This window comes from Undibacterium pigrum, from assembly GCF_003201815.1.
Classification (GTDB): Bacteria; Pseudomonadota; Gammaproteobacteria; order Burkholderiales; family Burkholderiaceae_D; genus Undibacterium; species Undibacterium pigrum.
In genome coordinates this window covers 635,236-661,224 of record NZ_QJKB01000002.1, presented here as the reverse complement: position 1 = coordinate 661,224, position 25,989 = coordinate 635,236, and the positions used below count along the sequence as shown (strand labels likewise).

Genomic DNA, 25,989 nt, shown 5'->3' with positions numbered 1-25,989 from the left:
AAAGCATCAGAAGCTATAAGAACCAGTCACGTAGACTGTCCGGCCCAGTGCATCAGTGTAACGACCATCATAGCCAACCTGGTCACCATTACCTTCTTTCAAAGACAGCGGTGGATTAACGTTAAACAAATTGCGTATGCCCACAGTGAAAGCCAGGTTCTTGCGCAATTGCGCACGGGTCTGCCAGTCAAAGGTGGTGTAAGACGACACATCGCGTTTGACCGTTACAAAATCACCGAAGCTGCCATTGGCATTGACTTCACGTACGGAAGCTGCTGCATCGTGATAACCAGAGCGATAGTTCATGGTCAGGGCATGAGTGAAGATGTCTGAGGTTTTCAGTGTTGCCACCAGTTTGCTGATGACACGGAAAGCCACTGCATTGTTTTCATCATAACGGCCTACACTGCGTACTGTCGGGCTGCCAGGAATATCAAAGTCTGACATCAGCATGTAAGTACCGGTCCAGTTCAGGCTCAGCTTGCCCAGAGGAGTTGCTGTCTTGAAGCTATGGTCCCAGTCTATGCCGCGATAGTGTGCGTTGGCGATATTGTAGGAAGGCAGTGTGCCCACCAGGATATTGCCGCCCTGGCCTGGTTCATAGAAAGTCGAGAACAGGTTGGGATAACGCTCAGGATGACCAAAAACAATCGCTTCAGGCAGTTGCGCAATCTGGTTTTCCATTTTCACGTCCCACAAATCCAGACCCAGAGACAGATTGGAAGTCGGCTCTATACGCAGACCTATGGTGGCTTGTTTGGATTCTTCAGGCTTCAAACCGTTTTCACCTGTCAGACGATTACCACCGGTCAGCACATCATACTGGGTAGAACCCATGCAATTCACTGCACGTGGATCGGGTGACTTGACCGGGCAAGGATAAGTGCCACCGGTGTTACCGCTATGTGTCAGTGGCGACGTGATGTCGCTCATGCTGGCCATCTTGAAACCTGTGCCATATGAGGCGCGTAACAAGAGATTATCGAAAGCACGATAGGCAGCAGACAGTTTGTAAGTCAGTTTGTCAGCCTTGTTACCCTGAGTCGCAGCTGCGATAGGTTTGCCTTGTTCATCAAAATTGGCCGTGTTGGTGACAGCACTGTAGTCATCATAACGCAAGGCAGCAGTCACATCGAATTGCTTGCTGAAAGGTAGCAAGAGTTCTGCAAAAGTACCCCAGTTTTTACGGCTGGCGGCAATCGGCAAATCACCTGGCGAATCACCCAGCGGCGCATCGGTGTAATTTGGTTGCAAGGCATTGGTACCCATGCCTATTGGCGTTGCGGTGTAGTCATAGCGTTGCTTGCTGAAATCCACACCCAGGCCCAGTTGCGATTTGCCGCTGCCTATGGCGAACAATTCACGCGAGCCGCGCAGGCTCAACACATCCAGGGTACTCTTGGAGCTGGACCAGTTTTCATGCAATACAGCGGGGGCCAGAACTGCCGCAGAAGAACCCGCTGGTGCGAAAGGATCATATTTTCCGCTGTCAACGATGGCATAGAATTTATCCTTGCTGAGGAAACCACCAGCAAAATCACGCTTGCGCTTGGAGATGGAATGCGTGTAGGACAGGTTATAGTCAAAGCCAAAGGCATTGCCATCCGTGCCCAATACCAGATGCTGGGCTTCGGTCGTGTAAGCAGTGTTACGGCCACCTGCATCAGAAATACGCAGACGCATCCTGGCTGAATCGAGGTCTGCCGGATTGACACCCAGTGCGCCCAGATAAGGCGTCACATATTTGGCAAACAGCGGGCTATCCAGGCCCAGGTTCAAAGGCTGGGCGGCAGGTGCATAGCGGCCGGTTTGCGTAAACTTGGAAAGCACGGCTTCTGCAAAGATATTGGTATCGCTATTGAGTTTGTAATTCAGTGATGAAAACAGACTGTCACGTTTGGATTCAGGGATCAACTGCACTGTCGATGCATAGTCATAGCGGCAGCGATTTTCTACCTGAAAGGTATTTGGTCCGCAAGACTTGTCTTTCAAGAAATTTGGCGAAAACAGGATGGGATCAGCACCGTTCTTGAAATTCAATTGTGCGATGGATGGGCTGGAATTGTCGGACAAAAACCAGGTCGCATAATTCTTGCCGTTTTCAGAGAACCTTCTGACACCCGTATCGGCAAATGAACGCTGCGAAGAATTCAGCATGCTTTGTTCATCATGGCTATACGACACCAGCACGTTATAGCCATCTTTTTCCAGATCGCCAAAGCCTTTTGAAATACCGACACGATATGATTTACCACCAGATTGCTGTGGCTGGGTATAACTGAAATCAACTGCTGCTTCTGTCTGGTTCTTACGCAAGATAAAATTAACGACACCGGCAATCGCATCAGAGCCATACAGGGTGGATGCACCATCTGTCAAAATCTCTACCCGCTCAACTGCAGACAGGGGGATACTGGCCAGGTTGACAGTACTGCCTGCGCCATAAGATGCCAGCCTGTGTCCATTCAACAAAACCAGGGTATATGCTGCGCCTATGTTGTGGATGGATGCAGTTTGCAAACCACCGCCACCACCATTGATGGTCTGGTTGGCTGTGCTGAAACCCTGCATGCTGGGGAGTGCGGCGATCAGGCTTTCAACATTGGTCGCACCACTTTTTTCTATGTCGGAACGCGACAGGGTCTGCACCGGCAATGCAGTTTCCTGATTGATGCGCTTGATGGATGAACCCGTCACTTCAACGCGCTGCATGGCCGGGCTGGCGTCTTGCGCCAGTGCGCTACCGGCCATCATACTCAGGCCTAGTCCGCTGGCGAACATCAGTCTCAACGAATGGGATAATACTTTTTCTTTCATTTGTCTGCTCCGGATCTGGAAAATATTTTTGATTTTCTTGCTGCTTGCAATGGTCTTGCTTCTGTCTTGCTTATTGGTCCCGCGTATTAATTTCTGAATTGGTGTTTGCTTGTTGCTGATCTGGAAAACCCGGGTTGTTTTTGTTGAAGACGGCTGCACGCAAAAACTGCCAGTCCCCGTATTTGCTCTGTTCATCGTATGAATCATCTGATGCAAATGACAGACAGGCTGGATCACAAGCTGTCTGCTTTCTTCACGATCACCAGCCTGCGATCAATCAGGCGCTGGTGTATGCCAATTCATGGACATCGCTACGCTGTTTTTGATACAAAATTGCCATGTCGTTTTTTAATATATCATGAATATATTTTAAATATACGTAAACTTTTGCGGAATTTTTAAGCAAATCCAAATAGTTTTTTGTTGTGCCAATTTCCACAAAAGAGCAGATGCAAAACGTCAAGACAGCCAGCCCCGTGCGCTTTAAGCTGGCGCTTTTGAAGCGGGAGCATGCACATGCCAAGTGCAACGAGTGTCAAGAGTGCGCAGAGTGGAAAGAATGGAAAGAGTGCAGCATCAGCCAGAGCTTTCTCCAGCTGGACACCATCGTCCGAAGTCTTGCAGATCAGCAGCCTAGATTGCCATACTGGCGGTGAACCACTGCGCATCATCACCAGTGGCTTCCCTGTCCTGCCCGGCAAACGCATACTGGAAAAACGTGCCTATTGCCAGACCCACCATGACCATCTGCGCACTGCCCTGATGTTTGAGCCGCGTGGCCATGCCGATATGTATGGCTGCCTCATCGTCGCGGCAGAGCGTGAAGACAGTGATTTTGGTGCGCTGTTCCTGCACAACGAGGGCTATAGCACCATGTGCGGCCATGCCATCATTGCCCTGACCCGCGTGGCGCTGGAAGCTGGCGTGGTTGCCAGCAACGGCCCCATGACGACCATCAAGATAGACGTGCCAGCCGGACAAATCACCGCCTATGCCGAGATGGACAATGGCAAGGTCACGCGCACTTATTTCGACAATGTGCCATCCTTTGTGGCGGCCATGGATGTCATGGTTGACGTACCCAAACTGGGCACGGTGAATGTGACACTGGCTTATGGCGGCGCCTATTATGCCTATGTCGATGCTTCCAGCCTGGGTTTGTCACTGGCAGCAGATAATCACCGGCAAATCATCAGCATGGGGCGTGCCATCAAGGCTGCGGTGCAGGCACAGATCGCCATACATCATCCCTATGATGCTGAGCTCGGTTTCCTGTATGGCTGTATATTTTCTGCGCCATCGACCACACCTGGTGTACATAGCCGCAATGTCTGCATCTTTGCCGACGGTGAGCTGGACCGCAGCCCGACTGGCAGTGGCGTCTCCGGCCAGGCCGCCATCCTGTATGCGCGCGGGCAATTGCGCCTGGGTGAAAGCATCACCATAGAAAGCATACTGGGCAGCCAGTTCAAGGTAACAGCCTATCATCCGCATAGCTATGGCTACCATAGCGCCATCATTCCCCGCGTAGAAGGCAGTGCCCACATCACAGGGCGCAGCACTTTTTATCTGGACCCGCAAGACCCTTTGATACAAGGATTCATATTCCGATGAAACCCGAATTCACGCAAAGACTGAGCACACTGCGCCAGCGCATGGCGGCAGATGAGCAGCAAGCCCTGCTGGTATTTTCATTAGACAATCTGCGTTACCTCAGCAATTATTCTGGCGAAGCTGCCTACGGCATCGTCACGATGGATCAGGTATTTTTGATTACTGATTATCGCTTTGTCGAACAGGCAAAAGAAGAATGCTTGGCATGCCAAATCATCTGCCGCAACCGCGACCAGCAAAGCCTGGGCCAGGCGATACGTGTAGTGCTGGATACCAGCCATATCAGCACGCTGCTGTTTGAAGCCGGGCATATCAATTTACAGATGTGGTCAGGCATAGCGCAAGAACTGACAGGCATTGCCTGCACCTCCAGCTCAGGCCTGGTTGAAGAATTGCGCAAAGTGAAGGATGCATGGGAGATAGCGCAAATCCGCAAGGCGGCAGCTATTGCCGACCAGGCCCTGCATGACAGCCTGCCTTTGCTGCGCCCGGGCATCAGCGAACGTGACTTTGCACTGGAGCTTGAATACCGCATGCAAAAGCTGGGGTCTGAAGGCTTGTCTTTCCCCAGCATAGTCGGCTTTGGGCCGCGCTCTGCCCTGCCGCATTGCATACCCTCAGGCAAGACCCTGGCTGAAGGTGATCTCGTCGTCATCGATTTTGGTGCAGTAATAAATGGCTATCGCTCAGACATGACACGCAGTTTTGTTGCGGGCAGGGCAGATGCACGGCAAAGAAAGATATTCGACATAGTACAAAGTGCGCAACAGGCAGCATTACAGAGCCTGCACGCAGGCCAGCTCGCCACCGCTACCAGTGCGGCAGCGAGTGAAATTTTGCAAGCTTCGGAATTTGCTGCCTATACCAGCACAGGTCTGGGTCATGGTGTCGGCATACAGTTGCATGAACAGCCTTTCATCAGCCCGGTTTGCCAGGACAGGCTGCAAGCCAGCTATGTGCTCACCATAGAACCCGGCATTTACATCCCCGGCTATGGCGGTGTGCGCATAGAAGATGATGTTGTCATCCTGGATGATGGTTATAGCTTCATCACCCATGCCCCCAAAGTTTTTGAGCTGCCAATTTAAACCTATCTTATGTCCACCATTACACCTGCAACGAGCCGCAGCCCTTTTCATAAAAATTTCTATGTGGCGAACAGCATGGAAATTTTTGAGCGTCTGGCCTGGTATGGCTTCTTTACCCTGTCATCCCTGTACATGACCAGCCCAGTATCACAAGGTGGCCTGGGTTTGAATGATCAGGAACGCGGCTTCTTGCAGGGCATGATCCCCTTTCTACTGTACCTGCTACCGGTAATCACCGGCGCACTGGCCGACCGCTACGGCTACCGGCGCATGTTCCTGATCGCCTTTTGCATCATGTGCCCGGCTTATTTCCTGCTGGGCCAGGTACATGGCTTCTGGAGTTTTTGCGCGGTCTTTCTGGCGGTGGCAGTAGGTGCTGCCTGTTTCAAACCCGTGGTGGTTGGCACTATCGGCCGCACTACCGATGACAGCAATCGCGGCCTGGGATTTGGTGTGTTTTATACCATGGTGAATGTCGGTGGCTTCCTGGGGCCGCTGGTGGCTGGCTATGTCAGGGCCATCAGTTGGGATATGGTATTCCTGATGTCTTCGTTCTGGATTTTTCTGAACTTCATCCCGGCGATATTCCTGTACAAGGACACCGAGCATCACGAAGGTGGAAGCGATCAGCGCAGCCTGCATCAGGTCTTGCTGGAAACCCAGGAAGTATTGGGCAATGGCAGGCTGGCCTTGCTTGTCGTGCCTGCCATCATCGGTATCATGATCGCAGCAAAAGGCGGCATCAGTTATACCCAATATTTCATTGCAATGGCAGGCTGGCTGGGTCTTAATTTTCTCTGGAGTGTACTCAACAAATCTGGCCATCAGCAACACTGGTATCAGCAAGGCATTCGCATAGGCAATGCGCAATTCGTCATTTACCTGCTGATCATGACAGGTTTCTGGACTATCTATAACCAGCTCTTCATCACCCTGCCCTTATACATACGTGATTTTGTCGATACCACTGACCTGGTGCTGTTGATAGGTAAATACAGCCCCACTGCACTGGACTTTTTGGCAGCGGTCAATGCAGAGCAATTGACTGCTGTCTTGCCTGGCCTGGCTGCCAAGCTGGGTCCTTATGCGGATACCCAGCTCATGGAACAACTGCGGCTGGAACTGGTGAACTACAAGGTCATGCCACCTCTGGAGCAATTGCAGTCTGGCTTGCAGGCCCTGCATGCGGGCCAGATCAGTGCTGCACAACTGGCGGCGAACTGGAGCCAGGCCTACCGTCAGGTCAACCCTGAATACATCGTCAACCTGGATTTTGGTGCAGTCGTGCTCTTGCAAATTGCCATCAGCACCTATGTACAACGCTGGAAAGCCCTGCCTGTGCTGGTCATGGGCACGCTGGTGCTGAGCCTCAGTCTGTGGATGGCTGGCCTGTCAAATGCCCTGTTGTTTGGCGGTGTCAGCGTCTGCATGGCTGTGTTTGTATTTGCCCTTGGAGAAATGATCGCCTCGCCCAAGAGTCAGGAATATGTGGCAGCCATTGCACCAAAAAGAAAAACCGCGATGTTCATGGGTTATTACTTCGTGTCGATGGCACTTGGCAATCTGTTTGCCGGGCTTTTGTCGGGATGGTCGTACACCGTGCTGGCGCGGCAAATGCATCAACCGATGTTGATGTGGAGTTTGTTTGGCGGGATAGGAGTGATTACTTCTGTTGCGCTGCTGGTGTTTAATTTACGGCTGAAGAAGGCGGTGCAGGGTTTTGCGGTGGCGGTATAAAGGCATGCGTTGAGTTACGCATGCACGCTATGCCTTCGTAGGTTGGGCTACGGGGTATCAGCCCAACACTGGGCCTTTGATAAACGAATACGTTATTGTAACACCGAGTGTTGGGCCGGGCCTCGCTAGGCTGATGAGGCGTAGCCTAGCGAGGCCCGGCCCAACCTACAAGATTGCTTACATCGTTTGAATCAACGCAGACCCATAAAATCTTTTTTACCAATTTCCACACCGTTATGACGGAACAAGGCATACGCCGTCGTCACATGGAAAAAGAATTGTGGCAAACCGTAGTTCAGCAAATAAGCCTGACCAGTGAAAGTCTGTTCTTTTGGTGTGCCTGGGCGCAAGACGATGTTGCGGGTTTCGCTGCCTTCAAATTTGGATTCATCCAGTGTCGCAATGAAAGCCTTGGTCTTGGCGATGCGCTCTTGCAGTTCTGCAAAAGTCTGCTCATTGTCTTCGTAGGCAGGCAATTCAGCTTGTGCCAGACGGCCAGTTACGCCTTTGGCGAAATCAGCAGCGATCTGCACCTGACGTGTCAATGCCAGCATGTCAGGGAACAAACGTGCTTGCAAGAAATTTTCTGCGGGGATGTTCTTGGCTGTGGCATGTGCTTCAGCTTTTTTCAGAACATCACTCAGACTATCGAGCATCTGGTTGAACACGGGGACAGAGGCAGCGTACATGGAAATGGACATGGAAATCTCCTAAATAGTTGGCAGAATGCGCCGAATGGAGCTGCATTATAGGGTGTATAGAAGATTTGCGTATGAGGCTATAATTTTTTTGATTTACCCATCTATCAAGATATCGAAACTGGTTTCTCCATCCCCATTGATCCTCAGTTTGTGCTCATAGCCATGCCTGTTCAAGACTTCACGTACAAACATCAGGCCTATGCCCTGGCCGCCTTTCTTGGTGGTAAAGAAGGGCGTAAATAATTGTCCGTGTGGTACATCTGACAAAAGCCTGGCAGAGTCGGTCACGGATAACAGTATTTGACTGTCTTCCTCAATGCGTCTTAAAGACAGATGCACATAACCAGCCTCTTGCTGGCCGCTTTTGATGGCAGCTTCGACTGCCTCTATGGCATTCTTGACGATATTCAACAGCGCCTGTTCCATCAGCGGTGCGTCAAGCATCAACAAGGGCAGGTCATCACGTACTATCCAGTTAAAACTGATGCCCAGTTCGCTACATTGCTGGCGATACAGATAGACTATGCCATCCAGCATGGCGGCCAGGTCGTGGGGTTTCAGCTCGGGTTCTGGCATTTTGACGACGCGGGTAAATCTTTCTATGAATTCACCCAGATTGCCATTACGCTTCCTGACAGCAGCGATGGCAGTCATGAAGTCCTGGCTATCTTCAGTGCGCAATTGGCCGCTGTAAAACAGCAGAGATTCCAGCACGGACCCAGTTGCAGCCACGGTATTATTCACTTCATGTGCAAGTACGCGGATGAGCTTTTCATAAGTGGCTTTTTCTGAGCTGGCGAGTTCAGCAGTGATTTCATCTATCAACAGAAAGTCTCGCTTGAAACCGCGGTCCGTGAATTGATTTCTTTGGCAACGATAACGCCTTCCCTCAGTATCGCTATACACTGCGCTCTCGCCCGGCAGCAGTTGATGCAGCTTGCTCAGCAAATCATTCTTACTCGCGCCGCTCTCTTCCTGCAATAACTGCGGCAAGCTCAGCCCTGCAATTTCTTTTACCTCCAGCAAGTGCTGGGCGCTGGCATTCATCAAGCTGATCTTGTCATCAAAATCAAAGACGATGACTGCTGTCGGCGTTGCTTCCAGCAGGCGATCGAGGAAGCCACGCTGTTCACCAAGTTCCAGTCTTTCCTTGTACAGGGCTTCCAGCATGCGGTTGAACAAGATGACCAGTCCATTGATTTCAGTATTGCGGTCCGGCTTGATGCGGCTGGCGTAATTTTCATCTTGCAGGAGGTCATGGAATTGCTGGGCAAAGTCCAGCGGCTGCAAAACCTTATTGACCAGGTAAAGACTCAAACCCAGACTGCAAGCCAGCCCCAGTTCCAGACAGACGATGAGCAAGGGCCGCTCCAGATAAAAACTGAAAGCCAGTGCCAGAAAAATGCCATGTATGCCGAACAGATATGCCAGCAAACGCCGCTTCAGGCTCATTGCTGGTCCTCAGTATCGGCATCATTTTCATTTGTGCTGATCTGGTGTTTTTCGAGGCGACGATAAAGAGAAAACCTGCTTAGACCCAGTAGCTTGGCAACGCGGGTGATATTGCCCTGATGCTGTTCCATGGCCTTTTCTATCATGAGTTTTTCTACCTGATCCAGGGTCATGCCAGCCATACTCGCACTCATGTCCTGGCCCTGCGCTTCTTCATGCTGTTCGGCAAACAGGAAATCTTGCTGCTCCAGTACAGGCTTGCCTACCAACAGCAGGGTGCGCTCCAGACATTGCCTGAGCTGACGTATGTTGCCCGGCCAGCTACGGCTGCCCAGCCATTGCAATGCTGATGGTGCCAGGCTGACGGCCTCCATGCCATAGCTATTGACCAGGCTTGCCATAAGACGATTCGCCAGCAGAGGGATATCACTGCGGCGTTCACGCAAGGGTGGCAAGCGTATGGTGATGAGGTTCAGGCGGTAATACAGGTCTTCGCGAAATTCATTGCTGGCAACCAGTTCGGCCAGTTCGCGGTTGGTGGCCGAGATAATGCGCACATCAGCCTGCTCAGACTTGCTGGCACCTACTGCCTGATAAGTCTGGTTTTGCAATACCCGCAACAGCTTTACCTGGTCATTGCGGTTCAGTTCGCCAATTTCATCAAGGAATAAACTGCCCTGGCTGGCCATGGCAAAATGGCCCTTGCGATCACTTTTGGCGTCGGTAAAAGCGCCGCGTACATGACCAAACATTTCACTTTCAAACAGGCTGCTGGTCACAGCGCCCATGTTCACCTTGACGATGGGCTTGTTGGTCCGCGGGCTATTACGGTGCAGAGCATCGGCAATCAATTCCTTGCCAGTACCACTCTCCCCAAGGATAAGCACAGGGGCATTGGTCTTCGCAACCCGTCCTATGGTTGCCAGCACCTTCAGCAATTCAGGATGTTCACCTATGATGTCTGTAAAGTCGTATTGCTGGTCCAGCGCCTGCCGGTCAGCACTGCCTGGCGCGGCTGCCTGCGCCAGGTCAAGGGTAGTGCGTATCAATTCCTGTAACTGGGTATTACTCCAGGGCTTGGTAAAAAAATCTGCCGCCCCCAGTTTGACACCGCGTACGGCCAGGGCGATTGAACCCCAGGCCGTCATCAACAAGACCGGCATGGCCGGATACAGGCGCTTGATATTTGCCAGCAAAGCCAGCCCCTCTTCACCCGAAGTTTGCAGAGAAAAATTCATGTCCTGCAAGACCAGGTCTATCTCTTGTGTTGCCAGTATCTGCATGGCTTGTTGCGGATCATCGCAACTGACACTGGCATAACCGGATTGTTTCAGTAACAAAGCCAGCGACACCAGCACCGAGCTGTCGTCATCTATGATCAGGATACGTTGGTTTGCTAATACTGCTGGCATGGGTTTATCTATTTATTATCTATTGCAAATGAATTCTGGCTATCTTATACGCTTTGTTCTTTAGCTAAAAACATTATTCATAGTGCAAAGCTTCCGTCGGGCTGAGACGACTGGCGCGCCAGGCCGGATAGAGCGAACACAGGATGGACATGCCATAAATGGCAAACATGGAAATCCCCAGGGCAGTAAGAAATACCGTCCAGTTGATAGCCTCGCCCATGACACCGGTCAATGGCAGTTGTATCAGCAAGGCGATGCCCACCAGCATGGCAATGGAACTCAGTAATAATTGCTCGCTGATGATTTGCTTGTAGATATGGCCGCTATGCGCACCGATAGCCCTGCGCAAGCCAATTTCCGGTATGCGTTGCGTGGTATTTTGCCAGAGTACGCCAAACAGGCCAAAGCCAACCATGATGAGCAGGAAGACTGCGATGATCGCCAGTATCACCAAAGGTATGGTGTCTTGTGCCATCTTCGATTGCCGCATATCTTTCAGTGGCGATATTCTGTAGCCCCAGTCGCTGCGTATGAGTTTCAATTGCTGGTTCAGTTTTTCTTCAAAAGCACGTGAGGTGCCAGGCTTGACTTTGAGCAATGCCACGTCCATACGTTTTTCTGCACTTAGCCTGGAAAAACGCATGATGGCGAAATTGGTGGGTGCCATGAATTCGCCTTTGTTGCGAAAATCTTCAAACACACCCGTGACACGAAACATCTGATTTGTTTTAGCCCCGGGCTCATCATCAGCAATCAATTGTCCCACCGCACTCTTGCCAGGAAACATAGTCTCGGCCATTCTTTTATTGAGGAGTATGGGTTTTTCTGACTTGCCTTCATCCTCCGCCGAAAACCAGCGTCCATATAACAATTTCATTTTCAAGAGAGCCGGAATCTCATCCGCCATGTCTATCATATTGGCAGGATAACTGGTTTTACTGTCTGGCAAATACAGATCCGTACGCCAGGTTGCATTGCTGTAAGGTGAAAAATTGATGAAGCCCACTTGCTCCACTTCAGGCATAGCGGCCAGGCTGCGCTGGAAATTTTCAGTCACAGCAGGATTGTTTTTTTTATCCTCTTCGCCTGCACTTAACATGCTGACTGACCATACATCCTGGTATTCAAATCCCCTGGGCATGTGATACAGCTGAAAATAACGGGCACTCATCAATGCCAGCCCGAATAGCACACAAAAAGCCAAAAGAATTTCCAGACTCAGCAACAGATTCTTGAACTTGCGCTTCCAGATGGGTTTGAGTATATGGAAAAACATTATGCAGCTCCTTTGAGGGCAAGCACAGGGTCAAGACGCGACATCTTCCATGCGGGGATAACGCCGGACAAAACACCAAAGACGACGGCGATGGCAAAGCCGTAGGCAAATACCATGAAGCTCAAATCCACTTTCATGTAAGGGACCAGGTTGGCATTGCTGAGCCACACCAGGGTGAGTTTGGTGAAGATCAATCCCAGTACGCCACCGAACAGGCACAGCAAGATATTTTCCATGACAAATTGCCTGACCAGTTCGCTGTTATTGGCACCAAAGGCTTTGCGCACCCCAATCTCGGCTGCTCTTTCCATGATGCGGCCAGAATTCAGGTTGATCAGATTCAATGCAGGTAAGAGCATGAAGAGCAGCATGGCCATAACGATGCCAGCCAACAACTGTGCGGCACCTGAATCAGCGCGGTCATCATGACTCATGATATTTCTGGCAAAAAAATCCAGCTTGCCATCAGCCCACATATAGGTATGATCCCAGTGCCTGGGATCGTCAGCATTGATTTGTTTCACGACCTGTAGCAACTCATCCTTGATCAAAGCTAAATCTGCTGGACTCTTACCCATCAGCATGGCAGTAAAATTTCCTGAGAATTGCTCACGATATTGTGAAGAAGGGAAAGTAGTCACTGGCACCCAGATATCGGCATAGGCATTGAGATGCAGCACATCGTCTACTACACCGATGATTTCAAACTGCTGTCCACTGGTGTTAATTTTCTTCCCCAGGGCGGCTTCAGGTCCAAACAGTTTTTTCGCAGTACTTTCATTGATCACAGCAACAAAGCGCCCTAGCTTGACGTCTTCATCAGTGGGCACGCGCCCCGACAAAATTTTGAAATCGAGTATCTGCCAATATTCTGCATCGGCGCGGCGCATCATGATTTCATTGACACTGTCTTTTTGATAAACAGAAACAGACTCTGGCCCGGTCACGCCCGCTACTTTCTCTACCGTCTTCATTTTTCTCAAATACTGATCTATGATCTTGTAGCCCAGTGGAGTCCGCGTGACACTGTTTTTGTTGGTGATGGTAAGGGTGCCAATTTGCAAGAACCTGTCACTCCTGCCTTCCACACCAGTGGGATAAAACGTGGCTTGCAAGATCGCTGTCACCACCAGCAAGACCACCATGGTCAGCACTATGCACAGCAGGTTAATAGCGGTAAATAATTTGCGCCGCATATACACCTTGCAGGCGATCTGAAAATAATTCTTTAACATCGCCTGCTCCTAAGCAACCAGTTGGCCGTCAAATACCCGCACTATGCGGCCACCCTGTTTGGCCTGGCGCTCATCATGGGTGACCATGACGACAGTCGTGCCTTCATGACTGAGCTTGAGCAGGATGTCCATGACTTCGGCGCCCATCTGGCTATCGAGATTGCCGGTAGGTTCATCGGCCAGCAAGACACTGGGGCGGCCCACCATGGCACGCGCAATCGCCACCCTTTGCTGCTGACCACCTGACAATTGATTGGGATAATGGTCCATGCGCGCAGAGAGTCCGACTTTAGCCAGAGCTTCTTCAGCGAGGCGGCGACGTTCTTTGGCACTACAGGAGCGATACAACAGGGGCAGCTCGACATTGTCGATGACGCGCAAGTCATTGATCAGGTGGAAGCTTTGAAAGATAAAACCAAAAGTGCGGTTGCGCAAACTGGCCAACTCCTTGTCGCGCCAGACTTTCAATTCATTCCCATCAACAGCGATCTTGCCCTTGCCCGGTCTGTCGAGCAGGCCGATCAAATTCAACAGCGTACTTTTTCCACAACCACTAGGGCCCATGATGGAAACAAATTCTCCCTTTTTTACATGCAAATTAATATCACGCAAAGCCAGGGTTTCGACTTTATCTGTCTGGTAGGTTTTGCTGACGTTTTCCAGCTTGATCATGATGTTTCCCTTTTTATTCAATTTTTATTTTTAAGGCTTACTGAGTTACCCTGAAACTGCTTAAATGCTTAAGATGGCTGATATCTGAAATCACCAGCCTGTCACCTGCCTTGACGCCCTGCAAAACTTCTACCACCTTGCTATCACCCAGGCCTATTTCCACACTGCGCTTGATTGCCCTGCCATCTTCCAGCACATACACTTCCTGCCGTCCCTTGCCATTAATGGCAGGGCCGCTGTCAACGATAAGACTGCGTGCTTTTTGCTCGGTGATGATATTCACTTCCACCCTGAGCTTGTGCCTGAGTGAAGGGTGGTTTGATTTATCCAGGACGACGATCAGTTTCACCGTGCCATTCTGGATTTCGGGCAAGACGGTTTGCACTTCACCTGCCATGATTTGACCACTGCATTCAACCCGCACTTTCTGGCCGGGATTAAGGTAGCGCGCGTAAAAATCTGACACTGATGCTTCGACCTTGAAGTTATTCAGTTCAGATACCTTGGCAATCAGTTGCCCTGTGTTCAGGCTGGCCCCTTCATCGGCCAGCATCCAGGTCAGCAAACCATCAAAAGGTGCCTTGACCTGGGTTTGTTCCAGCAGCCTTTGCTGCAATTCCATCTGTTTCTGGAAGATGGATTTTTGCAGTCGTCCTGCCTCGATATTGCTTTGTGTGGTGCGACGGGTATCGGTTAGGGTTTCTTTATGCTGGCGCAGTTGCACTTCATTGCGTTTGACAGCCAGCTCTGCTGCCTGCAAATCAACTGCGGAAGTAATGCCTACCGGCCCCAGTTTTTGATAACGTGCGAGCTTGACTTTATTGCTCTGCAAATCCAGTTCCAGCAATTCAATTTCACTGGCAATTTTTTTCAGGTTTGCGTCCATTTCCATGGCCAGCACCTGCCCCTTGATATCTTGCTGGGAAATCTGTTCACGCAAATTATCGATGGCCAAGCGTATGGTGTGGTCATCCAGCACCATCAACAGTTCACCTGCACGCACAGTCTGGCCCGCTTTGGCGATGACTTTGCTGATGCGCGACTGATTGGGACTGGACAATTGCTCTTCATGGACAGGGACCACGACGCCGGAAGCATTGATGGTATTGTCGATGGCACCAACACGGACCTCCCCCACACGTATCTCACCCAGGCTGACGCCGGGGCTGACAAGCCGGTTCACAGCCCACGCCGCACCCGTGACAGAAATAGCGGCAACGGCAAGCAGCAAGATAGTCTTGCGCCTGCGTTTCTTGAGTGTGTCGTGGCTGAGAGCCTGATCCATGGCATAACCTGAAATGAGTCAATTGCCAGATCAGGTTTGCAAGCATCGTGCCTACGTCTATGAATTATATTTAATTATTTAAAATCAAATACTTATATATTTTAAAGAGAGGAATTTAAAATAAAAAGCAGGGGTAATCCGTTCGTCGTCGAACGCTGGTGTGCGAATTAGCACAGCGATGCTAAGGAAAATCTTTCGCCCAAATAAAAAATCCCCCTCCAGGCAGGAAGGGGAAATAAGACGCTTATTCTTTTTAAGCTTAGGACTCAGGACTTACGCAAAGCCGTCCCAGCAAGGCTATCGCTTTTAAGAAGCCTCCCTTGCAAGGGAGGCTCGTTTCGTCGGCGAACAGCATGCTGTTCGAAACCCCGACTACACCGTAGCGACGCAGACAGTGCTTTAGCACGGCTAGGAGCTACAACGCAGTTGGGGCGGTTTTTCGTATGTCCGATTAGAAGCGATAGCCGACGCCGACACCTACCAGCCAAGGATCAACTTTCACGGCACTGACTTTAGCACCACTGATCGTCACATCGCTGCGTATCTGCACTTTTTTGACATCCAGGTTCAGCGACCAGTTTTTATCGAGTTTGAAATCTATGCCAGCCTGTATCGCCAGACCGTAGCTATTGCTCTCCAGACCGCCTGCACCTTTGAGCAGGTTCACATCAGAAATGCGGGTGTAATTGACACCAGCGCCAACATAAGGGCTGATCTGTGAGCCAGGGGCGAAATGATATTGCGCTGTCAGTGTCGGTGGCAAATGCTTGAATGTACCGATGATGGCACCATCGAGCATGACATCATGCTTTTGCGGGTAAGTCAGTATCAGTTCAGCCGACCAGTTTGGTGTGAAGAAATACGTGATATCGACCTCAGGGATTTCCTTGCTGCTGACGGTGATGCGGTCGGCAGCGCCAACGCCACCCACAGGGTCAGAGCCGTTTGCAGGGCTGATATTAACGACACGGGCACGCACTTGCCATGGGCTCTGTTCTTGAGCCATTGCCTGGGTTGCAGTGAAACCAATAGCTGCCAGGGAGAGTGCGATTACAAGCTTTTTCATTTTTATTTCCTTTTCTTAACAGTCAACAGGGATGAAGAAAGTGTAAATCCACACTAGCGACAGGGACTTGAGCTAGCTCAACTCTTGTTGCGGGGCACAAAATCTGATTTCTGCATGCCATTCCAGCTTGCACGGACAGTACAAGAACAAACCGGGGGACAAGCATAGCTATGCTGCGCAGATATAAAATCAGGCAAAATATGACGGCAGACGCCTGCTTGAGGTATCCTTGCAGGCATTCTTATTCCCTATGAAAAATCAAGAAAAATGGCCAATTACGTCTACACCATGAATCGCGTCGGCAAAATCGTCCCGCCAAAGCGTCAAATTCTGAAAGATATTTCCCTGTCCTTCTTCCCTGGCGCCAAGATAGGCGTGCTGGGTCTGAATGGTTCAGGCAAGTCTTCCCTGCTCAAAATCATGGCAGGCATAGACAAAGACATACAGGGCGAAGCCGTGCCCATGCCTAACCTGAACATTGGTTACCTGCCGCAAGAACCGCAACTTGACCCGGAACAAACCGTGCGCCAGGCCGTTGAATCTGCCTTGGGTGAAGTGTTTGAAGCCAAGGCAAAACTTGAAGAAGTGTATGCAGCCTATGCTGAAGAAAATGCTGACTTTGATGCCCTGGCCAATGAGCAGGCGCGTCTGGAAGCGATTATTTCTACTTCCGCAGGCGACAATGTAGAACTGCAACTGGAAATGGCTGCCGATGCGCTGCGCCTGCCGCCATGGGATGCCAAGATAGGCGTCTTGTCCGGTGGTGAAAAACGCCGTGTCGCCCTGTGCAAGTTGTTGCTGTCCAAACCAGATATGCTCTTGCTTGACGAACCGACCAACCATCTGGATGCTGAATCGGTCGACTGGCTGGAGCAATTCCTGTTGCGCTTCCCTGGCACAGTCGTGGCGATTACCCATGACCGCTACTTCCTCGACAATGCGGCTGAGTGGATTTTGGAACTGGATCGTGGCCATGGTATCCCTTGGAAAGGCAATTACTCTTCATGGCTGGACCAGAAACAAGCACGCCTGAAGCAAGAAGAAGCGACAGAATCTGCGCGCCAGAAAGCGCTGCAAAAAGAACTGGAATGGTCACGCCAGAATCCGAAAGCGCGTCAGGCCAAGAGCAAGGCGCGTCTGGCCCGTTTCAATGAAATGAGCGAGCATGAATACCAGAAGCGTAATGAAACCCAGGAGATTTTTATCCCTGTGGCCGAGCGCCTGGGTAATGAAGTCATCGAATTCAAGAACGTCAGCAAAGCCTTTGGTGACCGCCTGCTGATTGACAACCTGAGCTTCAAGATTCCTCCTGGTGCCATCGTCGGTATCATCGGCCCTAACGGTGCTGGTAAATCGACTTTGTTCAAGATGATCAAGGGCCTGGAAACACCGGACAGTGGTGAAGTTGTACTGGGCCAGACAGCAAAAATCTCACTGGTTGACCAGTCACGTGAAGACCTTGGCAATACCAAGACCGTGTTTGAAGACGTGGCAAACGGTGCCGACATCCTGACGGTAGGCCGTTTTGAAATGCCATCCCGCGCTTATCTGGGACGCTTCAACTTCAAGGGCGGTGACCAGCAAAAGATCGTCGGCAACCTGTCTGGTGGTGAGCGTGGCCGTTTGCATCTGGCGAAAACCCTGCTTCAAGGCGGCAATGTCTTGCTGCTGGATGAACCCTCAAATGATCTGGACGTGGAAACCCTGCGTGCGCTGGAAGATGCCTTGCTGGAATTTGCCGGCAGCGTCATGGTTATTTCCCATGACCGCTGGTTCCTCGATCGTATCGCCACCCATATCCTAGCGTTCGAAGGCAACTCCCAAGTCAGCTTCTTTGATGGCAACTATCAGGAATATGAAGCCGACAAGAAAAAACGTCTGGGTGAAGAAGGTGCCAAACCAAAACGTATCCGTTACAAGCCTTTGACTGTGTAATTTGGCAAAGTAAATACCCCCGCCTGCCCGGTATGAGTATTGCATATGCCTGTTATAGGTCGACAGGCATATGCAAAATACAACATACTGGGCATATTGGTTTAGTTGGTTTAGTTTGTTTAACAGTGTGTTTTGTTGCAATGCGGTAAGCTACTGAAAAATATAGGTTTTTCTTGAGCAAACATGAGCAAAGACAAAATATGATGCTGAAAAAACATTTATCTCCTATCCTGCTTTGCCTGGCCCTGAGTCTGCAATCCGGTCTGGTGCTGGCTAATTCCAAAGAAGCCAGTTCCTCTGCCAGCGCAGGCGCAGCGACAGCCAAACTGGAAGCTTTTGTAGTCAACCTTTCCAGCACAGAGCGCTATCTGCAACTCAGCATGGCCTTGCAAATTGCCAATGCAGAAGTCAACGACAAGATAAAGATGTTCATGCCCAAGGTCAGGCATACCCTGATCCTGCTACTCAGCAGCAAGGATGGCGACCAATTGCAGAGCCTGGATGGCAAGCATCAGTTAATGGAAGAAATCAAGAATGGCGTCAACAAGACGCTGGACCTGAAAGAGCGCGACGGTGTCACAGACGTGTTCTTTGAAAACTTCGTTATCCAGTAAAACCCATTTGTTTCAGCTCTGATTACAACAGCTTTCCAGCGCAATTTCCACCATATCGCTAAAGCTGTTTTGCCTTTGTTCTGACGTCATGCTTGCGCCTGTGCGCAGCTTATCTGCCACTGTCAGCAAACCCAGGGCTTGCACGCCATGTCCAGCAGCGACTGAATACAGGCCTGCCAGTTCCATTTCCACGGCCAGTATCTGCATTTTTTCCATGAGATCGAAGAGCTGTGGCTGTACGCTGTAAAACAAGTCACTGGAAAACACATTCCCCACCCTGACAGGCTTGTGCAGATATGCGGCTGTTTCCACGGCCCTGGCCAGCAGGGGATAGTCGGCAATCGCCGCAAAATCATGGTCCATGAAACGCATGCGGTTGACCTTGCTATCGGTGCTTGCGCCCATGGCGATGAGTACATCCCCCAGTTGCATGTCGCCGCGCACAGCGCCGCAGGACCCCAGCCTGATAAGTTTTTTCACACCGTAATTGCATATCAATTCAGTCGCATAAATGCTGATCGAAGGTATGCCCATGCCATGAGCCAGCACAGAGATTTTCTGGTCGCGATACCAGCCGGTATAGCCCAGCATATTGCGCACGGTATTGACCAATAAGGCATCACTGAGCCAGTGGTCGGCAATCATCTTGGCCCGCAAGGGGTCACCGGGCATGAGGACGATGTCGGCAAAATCACCTGGCGCGGCATTGATGTGGGGAGTAGTCATACTGTTTCTATAGAAAAGGCTGATGCAGGCAGGTGCAAACTGCCGCGCATGTTCTGCAATAATTGCGGTGGTCGTGGCGTGGCTGTTTCGGTAAATGTGCATGCTGCCAGCAGGTTTTTACTGGCCAGTGCCAGACTATCAGCGTCGTTAGCATGGATGATGGCCAGTGGAGTATCGCTGTCCATGAACTGGCCCAGCTCTGCCAGTTGGCTGAGGCCTGTGCTGGCATCCGGCTTGCCTCTGTGGCCGCTACTCAGTTGCAAGCCCAGCAAACCTAAGGCCCGGGTATCCATCTTGCTGAGGTATACACCGGCAGGAGCAAAGACGGCCTGTCGCAAGCTGGCGCGTGGCAGGTAATGATCAAATTTATCCAGCAAATCTGCCGGGCCACCAAGGGCTGCGCAAGACTTCTCAAACACCAGCGCCGCCTTGCCACTATGCAGGGCATCCAGCAGGTACACCTGCGCTTGCAGTGGATTGTTTGCCAGGCCAGCCAGCAATAACATCTCTGCTCCCAGTGCCAGTACCGTCCGGTGCAGGCGCTGCGGGCAGCTATCCGTGCGCAGGTAGCGCAATGCTTCATGTATTTCAAGAGCATTGCCAACGCTGGGTGCCAGTGGCTGGCTCATATCGGTCATCAGGGCAGAACATGCCAGGCCCGCTGCATTGGCCGTGTCTATGAGATTCTTTGCCAAAGCCTGTGCCTGCGCCAGTTCCGGGGTCTGCGCGCCATTGCCGCATTTGATATCCATGACCAGTGCGTCCAGCCCTGCTGCAAATTTCTTGGACAGGATGGATGCGGTAATCAAAGGCAGACTATCTACTGTCGCCGTTACATCGCGTATCGCATACAAACGCTTGTCAGCCGGTGCCAGATCAGCAGTCTGGCCTATGATGGCCATGCCGCACTCTTTTACCACGCGACGAAAATGCGCCAGATCAGGCGTCGTACAATAACCGGGTATGGCTTCCAGCTTGTCCTGTGTCCCACCCGTATGACCCAGGCCGCGCCCGCTTATCATGGGCACTATGCCACCGCAAGCCGCCACCATGGGTGCCAGCACCAGGGATACCAGATCACCAACGCCGCCAGTAGAATGCTTGTCTACTACTGGGCCAAGTAAATCCATCTCATCCCAGCACAAGACTTTGCCAGAATCGCGCATGGCCAGCGTCAAAGCAGCGCCCTCTGCCGCTGTCATGCCCTGGAAGCAGGTTGCCATGCAAAACGCCCCCAGTTGCGCGTCTGTGATACTGCCATCCACCATGCCGCTGACCAGGGCTGCGATCTCTTGCTGATCCAGCGCCTGGCCTGCACGCTTCTTGCGTATCAGTTCTTGTGCCAGCAGCATCTCAATATCCCGCCGCTATCTGCTGATTCTGTTTATTGTGTTGATGAGCATCACCAAGGCAAGCCTGCAAATTGCTCAACAGGCTGGAGGCACCAAAGCGAAAGTGTTCTGGCGTGAGCCAGTCACTGCCCAGCAATCCATCCGCCAGCGCCAGATAGGCAGCAGCCTCTTCCACCGTTTTTACCCCGCCAGCCGCCTTGAAACCGCAATAGCCTCCGGTTTCCTTTATCACCGTCAACATGACCTCCGCTGCTGCCAGCGTGGCATTCACGGCTACCTTGCCTGTCGAGGTCTTGATAAAGTCTGCCCCGGCCCCGATGGCAATCAGGCTGGCTGTGCGTATCAGGGCTGCGGTCTTCAGTTCACCGCTTTCTATGATCACCTTCAACAGCTTGTCACCGCAGGCTGTTTTGCAGGCCCTGACCATTTCTGCCCCAGTGCTGGTGTCTCCCGCCATCAGTGCGACATAGGGGAACACCAGGTCCACCTCGTCGGCACCATAGGCCAGCGCAGCACGGGTTTCAGCCACGGCTATCGCCACATCTGCCTCACCGTGCGGGAAATTGACCACGGTTGCCACCCTGATATTGGGTGTGCCAAATTCAATTAACATCTTTTTTGCATGCGGGATAAAGCGCGGATAAATACACACCGCCGCCACCTGCCCCTGGGCACTACTGGCGGCATTGCACAAGGCCGTGATCTTCTCCCTGGTGTCATCCTCGTTCAGGCTGGTCAGATCCATCAGACGCAAGGCGCGGCTGGCTGCCTGCATCAAGGCGGTATCTGTTGTGGAAGACATGTGCTTGCTCCGTGGGGTTGCCAAAGCTAAAAGATAAGGCGCTTGCAGAACCGCATGCTTGATATACATCAGACATCAGGGCCATGCGCCACATATTGACGATACAGTTTATGTATACCCCGGCCCAATTAGCCGCCAAAATAGCGACTTTGCTCAATCCAGTACCTTATGTTCCAGCTCGCTGCCCCTGCTTTTGCCGAAATAGAAATCAAGAAAAGCCGTTTCCTGGGCCAGCTATACCCGCTCAACAGCCGCGCCGAAGCACGCCAGCAACTGGCACAGATACGGGCACAGCACCCGGATGCCGTCCATGTCTGCTGGGCGCTGATCTGCACTGGCGACTCTGGCCTGGATGATGATGGCGAACCGTCCGGCACCGCCGCCAAACCCATGTACAACGTGCTGGTACACAAGGATGTGACCAATGTGCTGGCCGTGGTCGTGCGCTACTGGGGTGGCACCAAGCTCGGTGCAGGCGGCCTGACACGCGCCTATGGCCAGGCCATCTCGGACGCATTCAAGGTCGCAGAACTGACAGAAGTTGAATATATGTTTGAATGGGATATAGTCTGCGCCTATGCCGATGAATCCCATGTACGCCGCCTGTGCGACAAGTTTGCCGCCAGCGTCACCGAGCTGGCCTATACCGAGTCGGCCACCATCAGCATCAGCCTCAAGCAAAAAATCGCCAGCAGCTTTGAAGCCGAATTGATAGAAATGCTAAAAGGACAAGTCAGCATCATCAAACCTGACTAAAAGCCTTCATCTTCCCGCTCTCACGCCCATTTGGACGTAGCAGCTTTTTACATGTAAATTACTGTCAATTAACATGTCATTTACATATAAAATAGGCCTACTTGTCACTCTGAGTACATAGTTTTGTAATAAAGTTCGCTGTATTATTGCCGTTACATCTTGTTACGACTGGCAGCTATCTCGCGTGGATAGATAGCTGCAGGTAGTAAGTGCGGCATCAAAAATAATAACCATGCAAGAAACAAATGCAAAATACCAATCTGGCTAGCAGCGGCATTACTGATTTGAATGAAGAAAGCGTCAGCCTCAGACATTACGAATTCAAAAAACGTCTGGGTGAAGGTGGCTTTGGGCAAGTCCATGAAGCCTGGGACAGCAAACTCTGCCGCCCTGTCGCCATCAAACAGCTCAAAGCCATAGCGGGCACAGAGGGCCCGGGAAGCACAATCCAGACTACCAGCCTGCTCAAGGAAGCCCGCCTGACTGCATCATTGAAACACCCCGCCTTCGTCAAGATATTTGCGATTGAAGAAGAAGACAATAGCCAGTCCATCGTCATGGAACTGGTGCCCGGCCTGACCCTCAAGCAATTGCTGCAACAACATCCCCAGCAGCCGCTGCCAGAACAACAAGCCATCAACATCATCAGCCAGGTCGCTGAAGCAATGCAGGAAGCCCACGCCAGCGGCCTCATCCATGGCGACCTGAAACCATCGAACCTGATGGTGCAACCCGACGGCAAAGTGCGCATACTCGACTTCGGCCTGGCATCACAAACCGATGCTCAGGCCACCACATCCATGAGCCAGCTCGACCCGCAAGGCACGATAGCCTATATGGCACCGGAACGCATGATGGGCAACCCGGCCAGTGTCCAGAGCGACATCTATGCGCTCGGCATCATCCTCTACGAAACCCTGACCGGCCAACGCCCCTTCGCCAACGCCAGCGGCCTTGCCCTGGCCGCAGCCCTGATGCAATCGAATTCAGACACCTGGGAATTCCCGGCAGGATGCAAGCCAGAACTGATCAAGCTGGTGCTGGCGATGACAGCGAAGCAGGTTGAAAAGCGTTTGGGAGGTATGCAGGAAGTGAATGAGGAACTGCGGCCTTTGGTTAGTGTGATGGCCGTCAAAACGGTGGTGACGACCAGCAAATCAACAGACTCAAGCAAAGGCTGGAAAAAACTCAGCACACCCACACGCGCCATATTGATCTCGGCTGTTTTAATCGTACTGGGTTACGGTACCTGGCAGGCTGTGCCTTACCTTGAACTGGGTAAGATGTCGTTGAAACCGTTTTCGGAATCATTGGCTATGAAGCAAGGGTTGGAGGCTCTAAAACAATTTGACAGACCTAGTAGTCTTGATTTGGCAGAAACGAATTTTGAAGCAATATTGAAACGGAATCCCGAACATGCGGGAGCTGTAGCAGGTCTATCCATTATTTACACATATCGTTACGACAGTGACAGACAAGACGAAGTTTTGTTACAAAAAGCTGAAGCTAGTGCCCAACAAGCTCTAAAGCTAAATGATAAATTGGCACTAAGCCATATCGCAATTGCTCGTGTGCAAACACAGGCGGGGAAAAACGAATTGGCACTAAATACTTACGAAAAAGCATTGTCGTTTGACCCAGATAATATTTTTGCAATTTATGGCCGAGTCAATGTACTCAGAAAAATGAAGCGTTTTGGCGATGCGATCAAATACGCGTCCATAGGGCTCGAAAAATTTCCACAAGAGAGGCTGTTCGCTGAAGAAATAGGTGTTGACTATTTTGAGCAAGGTAAATTTGCAGAAGCTGAACAATTCTTTAGACTAAGCATAAAAATACAACCTGACTCTGTATTTGCTTATGCAAATCTAAACAATGCACTGGTAAAACAAAACCGTGATGATGAAGGAATGCAAGTTCTTCAACAAGGATTGCTAATTCGACCAAGTGCTCTTTTATATTCTAATTTAGGAAATGCTCTATTTAAGAAAAAGGATTTTGTCACTGCCGCAGAAGCTTTTGAATTAGCAGTTTCACCGGACAAAGGAAATCCAGCAAAATATCTAGGTTGGGCTAATTTAGGTGATACCTTACTTTGGATACCTGGTCGTGAAACCGAGGCAAAAAAAGCTTACGAAAAAGCACGTGAATTGCTTCTTCCACGAATACAAAAATCGCCAAATGATATGGCATTACTGTCGCGATATGGCCTATATTCGGCGCGTGTCGGTGACAAAGAGAATGCAAGTGAATATTTGCAACGTGCCCTTAAGTTAGGTCCCAAAGACGCTAATGTTCATTTTCGCTCAGGCTTAGCTAACGAACTACTTGGTCAGAGGAATGATGCAATTGTCGAATTAGTCAAAGCGATTGAGTACGGCTATTCAATCAAAGCCTTAGAAACTGAGCCGGACTTGCTCAACTTAAGGCGCGACCCCCGGTATACGAAAGCGGTTAGCGAATCCAAATATTAATCTGGAACGATTTTTGCTGGTCAAATTACGGATTTTAGAGTTCTTTAATCTTTAGTACATGATTATTGAGGCGGCAAGCATAAATATGCATGCTTATTTGTTTAGTTTAATCAATTGAGAGTTTAAATATGAGTGATCCAGCCCCACCAGTAAATTACATCTTCACGACCTACTTTAATCAAGGCAACCCACAAAGTCGGGCTACAGTTTCAGCAACAGGAAAATTCTCGCCGCCTCCACCTATAAGTACCACAACAAGCCATCGCTTTCTCTGCGTTGGCGATACAGTTACTTTTGCTTTTTCGGGTACACCAACCAACCCACAAGACACCGTAACGGTTACTGCCAGCGCTTTTATCGCCATTTGTAAAGGTGCGCAACCCAATGGTCAGCCCAACGTAGTTGGTACATCCGTAACGGCATGCCCAGTTGATGGCGTAACAATGACAATGACTGCGGACAGTATTGGATTTTGGGGCTTTACTATCTCATTTTCAGCCGATTTCAAAAATGCTGCAGGCGATATAGTCAGTTCTGAATTTTTCTACCTGCCAGATCCTGAAGTAGATGTTGAAGTAGGTGGCGGTGGCGGCTAATTTTTTCGCGCAAGTATCAAATCGGCAGTGCGTATCTTTGTAACTGCAAAATATCAAAGATATTACCGCATTGTTCGAAATTCATATATTGAGAATTCTTCATTAAAGGAAATAACATGAAAAATCCGATTACATCAAATGCAACGACATCACAAAAAAAAATTGACCCCAAAGCACAAAACGAACAAGATATGCGTGCATTGACAAGCGAAGAAATTTTTGCTGTTGCAGGTGGTCCTGAGGTTGATATTGAAACAGGCACAGGTGGGGGCTGAAAATTCGCATAAAGGAAGAGGTGCCATTTTCAAAATAAGCATCTCTGCCTTTTAAGTTATCAGTGTCACAACGCAATACTAAAAAACATAGCTAAATCAAATTT

At 50.6% G+C, this 25,989-nt stretch carries 21 protein-coding genes; 9 read left to right on the top strand and 12 right to left on the bottom strand.

The genetic code is table 11. From position 1 onward, the window contains the following. Window positions 1-6: 6 nt before the first annotated feature. Entirely contained in the window at window positions 7-2,817 is a 2,811-nt protein-coding gene (locus tag DFR42_RS09935) for a TonB-dependent receptor (RefSeq protein WP_110254788.1), read from the bottom strand. Between the two features lie 516 nt (window positions 2,818-3,333). On the opposite strand from DFR42_RS09935, the gene DFR42_RS09930 reads away from it, so the two are divergent. Genes DFR42_RS09930 through DFR42_RS09920 form a run of 3 tightly spaced genes read left to right on the top strand, consistent with a single transcriptional unit; the run spans window position 3,334 to window position 7,256 of the window. Further along, on the top strand, window positions 3,334-4,431 hold the full coding sequence (locus tag DFR42_RS09930; protein ID WP_110255011.1) for a proline racemase family protein: 1,098 nt from the start codon (window positions 3,334-3,336) through the stop codon (window positions 4,429-4,431). Further along, window positions 4,428-5,519: a M24 family metallopeptidase gene (locus DFR42_RS09925; RefSeq protein ID WP_110254787.1), complete on the top strand. Its 1,092-nt coding sequence runs from the start codon at window positions 4,428-4,430 to the stop codon at window positions 5,517-5,519. Before DFR42_RS09930 ends, DFR42_RS09925 begins: the two co-directional genes overlap by 4 nt. Window positions 5,520-5,528: 9 nt before the next feature. Continuing rightward, the gene (locus DFR42_RS09920) at window positions 5,529-7,256 is read left to right on the top strand and encodes an MFS transporter (RefSeq protein WP_110254786.1); all 1,728 of its coding nucleotides are present in this window, start codon (window positions 5,529-5,531) and stop codon (window positions 7,254-7,256) included. 191 nt (window positions 7,257-7,447) lie between these two features. Here DFR42_RS09920 and DFR42_RS09915 read toward each other — a convergent pair whose 3' ends face one another. The 8 genes from DFR42_RS09915 to DFR42_RS09880 form a co-directional block, all read right to left on the bottom strand. Further along, window positions 7,448-7,957 (bottom strand): DUF1993 domain-containing protein, encoded by a 510-nt coding sequence (locus DFR42_RS09915; RefSeq protein ID WP_110254785.1) that lies wholly within the window; start codon window positions 7,955-7,957, stop codon window positions 7,448-7,450. Window positions 7,958-8,050: 93 nt separating this feature from the next. Then, window positions 8,051-9,409, bottom strand: coding sequence for a sensor histidine kinase (locus DFR42_RS09910; RefSeq protein WP_110254784.1), 1,359 nt, complete (start codon window positions 9,407-9,409; stop codon window positions 8,051-8,053). Continuing rightward, the gene (locus DFR42_RS09905) at window positions 9,406-10,821 is read right to left on the bottom strand and encodes a sigma-54-dependent transcriptional regulator (protein ID WP_110254783.1); all 1,416 of its coding nucleotides are present in this window, start codon (window positions 10,819-10,821) and stop codon (window positions 9,406-9,408) included. The genes DFR42_RS09910 and DFR42_RS09905 overlap by 4 nt, the downstream gene beginning before the upstream one ends. Window positions 10,822-10,894: 73 nt before the next feature. Next, window positions 10,895-12,097, bottom strand: a complete 1,203-nt coding sequence (locus DFR42_RS09900; RefSeq protein ID WP_110254782.1) for an ABC transporter permease — start codon at window positions 12,095-12,097, stop codon at window positions 10,895-10,897. After that, entirely contained in the window at window positions 12,097-13,332 is a 1,236-nt protein-coding gene (locus tag DFR42_RS09895; protein ID WP_110254781.1) for an ABC transporter permease, read from the bottom strand. The genes DFR42_RS09900 and DFR42_RS09895 overlap by 1 nt, the downstream gene beginning before the upstream one ends. Before the next feature lie 9 nt (window positions 13,333-13,341). Beyond that, complete coding sequence (locus DFR42_RS09890) at window positions 13,342-14,004, bottom strand: ABC transporter ATP-binding protein (protein WP_110254780.1); 663 nt, start codon at window positions 14,002-14,004, stop codon at window positions 13,342-13,344. A gap of 37 nt (window positions 14,005-14,041) precedes the next feature. After that, complete coding sequence (locus DFR42_RS09885) at window positions 14,042-15,289, bottom strand: efflux RND transporter periplasmic adaptor subunit (protein ID WP_110254779.1); 1,248 nt, start codon at window positions 15,287-15,289, stop codon at window positions 14,042-14,044. A gap of 451 nt (window positions 15,290-15,740) precedes the next feature. After that, on the bottom strand, window positions 15,741-16,355 hold the full coding sequence (locus tag DFR42_RS09880; RefSeq protein ID WP_110254778.1) for an OmpW/AlkL family protein: 615 nt from the start codon (window positions 16,353-16,355) through the stop codon (window positions 15,741-15,743). Window positions 16,356-16,622: 267 nt separating this feature from the next. Here DFR42_RS09880 and ettA point away from each other — a divergent pair, with 267 nt between their 5' ends. After that, the gene (ettA, locus tag DFR42_RS09875) at window positions 16,623-18,290 is read left to right on the top strand and encodes an energy-dependent translational throttle protein EttA (protein ID WP_110254777.1); all 1,668 of its coding nucleotides are present in this window, start codon (window positions 16,623-16,625) and stop codon (window positions 18,288-18,290) included. 200 nt (window positions 18,291-18,490) lie between these two features. Then, the gene (locus DFR42_RS09870; protein WP_110254776.1) at window positions 18,491-18,904 is read left to right on the top strand and encodes a flagellar basal body-associated FliL family protein; all 414 of its coding nucleotides are present in this window, start codon (window positions 18,491-18,493) and stop codon (window positions 18,902-18,904) included. Window positions 18,905-18,916: 12 nt separating this feature from the next. Here DFR42_RS09870 and deoD read toward each other — a convergent pair whose 3' ends face one another. Genes deoD through deoC form a run of 3 tightly spaced genes read right to left on the bottom strand, consistent with a single transcriptional unit; the run spans window position 18,917 to window position 21,784 of the window. Then, the gene (gene deoD / locus DFR42_RS09865) at window positions 18,917-19,630 is read right to left on the bottom strand and encodes a purine-nucleoside phosphorylase (protein WP_110254775.1); all 714 of its coding nucleotides are present in this window, start codon (window positions 19,628-19,630) and stop codon (window positions 18,917-18,919) included. Next, the gene (deoA, locus tag DFR42_RS09860; RefSeq protein ID WP_110254774.1) at window positions 19,627-20,982 is read right to left on the bottom strand and encodes a thymidine phosphorylase; all 1,356 of its coding nucleotides are present in this window, start codon (window positions 20,980-20,982) and stop codon (window positions 19,627-19,629) included. The genes deoD and deoA overlap by 4 nt, the downstream gene beginning before the upstream one ends. A 1-nt stretch (window position 20,983) precedes the next feature. Continuing rightward, window positions 20,984-21,784 carry a deoxyribose-phosphate aldolase gene (deoC, locus tag DFR42_RS09855; protein WP_211324225.1) on the bottom strand — a complete coding sequence of 267 codons (801 nt, stop codon included), beginning with the start codon at window positions 21,782-21,784 and terminating at the stop codon, window positions 20,984-20,986. A gap of 168 nt (window positions 21,785-21,952) precedes the next feature. Between deoC and DFR42_RS09850 the strand changes: the two genes are divergently transcribed. The 4 genes from DFR42_RS09850 to DFR42_RS29175 all read left to right on the top strand — a co-directional run bounded on the left by DFR42_RS09850 (window position 21,953) and on the right by DFR42_RS29175 (window position 25,885). After that, the gene (locus tag DFR42_RS09850; RefSeq protein ID WP_110254773.1) at window positions 21,953-22,540 is read left to right on the top strand and encodes an IMPACT family protein; all 588 of its coding nucleotides are present in this window, start codon (window positions 21,953-21,955) and stop codon (window positions 22,538-22,540) included. A 245-nt stretch (window positions 22,541-22,785) separates the two neighbouring features. Next, complete coding sequence (locus DFR42_RS09845) at window positions 22,786-25,014, top strand: serine/threonine-protein kinase (protein WP_110254772.1); 2,229 nt, start codon at window positions 22,786-22,788, stop codon at window positions 25,012-25,014. 128 nt (window positions 25,015-25,142) lie between these two features. Beyond that, a complete protein-coding gene (locus tag DFR42_RS28980) occupies window positions 25,143-25,610 on the top strand; it encodes a hypothetical protein (protein WP_146218816.1) in 468 nt (155 codons plus the stop codon). A 116-nt stretch (window positions 25,611-25,726) separates the two neighbouring features. Then, on the top strand, window positions 25,727-25,885 hold the full coding sequence (locus DFR42_RS29175; RefSeq protein ID WP_170133477.1) for a cytochrome c family protein: 159 nt from the start codon (window positions 25,727-25,729) through the stop codon (window positions 25,883-25,885). The last annotated feature ends 104 nt before the right edge of the window (window positions 25,886-25,989 follow it).